This window comes from Streptomyces sp. AV19 (genome assembly GCF_015999245.1).
Taxonomy (GTDB): domain Bacteria; phylum Actinomycetota; class Actinomycetes; order Streptomycetales; family Streptomycetaceae; genus Streptomyces.
Genome location: NZ_JAEAMR010000074.1, coordinates 1 through 1020, shown reverse-complemented (window position 1 = coordinate 1020; position 1020 = coordinate 1). Strand labels below are relative to the sequence as shown.

Genomic DNA, 1020 nt, shown 5'->3' with positions numbered 1-1020 from the left:
ACACATGCGTGACCATCGCCGACATCGACTGGCAACGCTTCACCGAAAACGCCGGAGGCTTTGGCACCAACCCTGTCTTCGCGGGCATCCCGGAAGTACGTGCCAGCCTCGACGCGGCACGCAGATCACCGCAGGCCGGAGTGCGGGACCGGTTCGCCGCACTTGACCGGGCCGCACGGGCCACAGAGCTCTTGGAACTGGTACGGTCCCACGCTGCCGCGGTGCTGGGGCACAACTCCGCCGACCGTGTCCGGCCCGACCGCGCTTTCCGTGACCTTGGTTTCAGTTCGCTGACTGCTGTTGAGTTGCGTAACCGGTTGAGCGCGCTGACCGGGTTGCGTCTGCCGACGACACTTGTCTTCGATTACCCCAGCTCCGTGTTGCTGGCGGGTTACCTGTCTGAGCGGATGTTCGGCAGTGACGACAGAGCGTCTTTTTCCCGTCCGTCCATTGTTCGCTCTGTGGTGGGAACTGATGAGCCGATCGCACTTGTGGGCATGGCGTGCCGGTTCCCGGGTGGTGTCCGTTCCCCTGAGGAGTTCTGGGAGCTGCTCGCGGCGGGCAGGGATGCGGTGTCGAGTTCCCCGGCAGACCGTGGCTGGGATGCGGCGCGTTTGTCGGCCTCCCCGCCGGTGGAATCGGACCCGAGTACGGATCCTGAAGGTTGTCGACGGCTGTCGTCCGTCTGCATGGGCGGCTTCCTCTATGACGCGGCGGATTTCGATGCCGGGTTCTTCGGTATCAGTCCGCGTGAGGCGCTGGCGATGGACCCGCAGCAGCGGTTGATGCTGGAGGTGTCCTGGGAGGCGCTGGAGGGCGCAGGGATTGTTCCGGCGGAACTCCGTGGCAGTGAGACCGGGGTCTTCGCAGGGATCGCACATCAGGACTATGTGGATTTGATGCGTCACGGTTCGGAGGACCTGGAGGGCTATGCCGTGACGGGTGTCTCCGGGAGTGTCCTCTCGGGGCGGGTCTCGTACACGTTCGGTTTTGAGGGGCCGGCGGTGACGGTGGATACGG

At 64.8% G+C, this 1020-nt stretch carries 1 protein-coding gene; it reads left to right on the top strand.

The genetic code is table 11. From position 1 onward, the window contains the following. Positions 1-8 precede the first annotated feature (8 nt). Positions 9-1020, top strand: a 1012-nt coding sequence (locus I5Q34_RS33305; RefSeq protein WP_307811784.1) for a type I polyketide synthase, incomplete at its 3' end; no start/stop codon positions are given.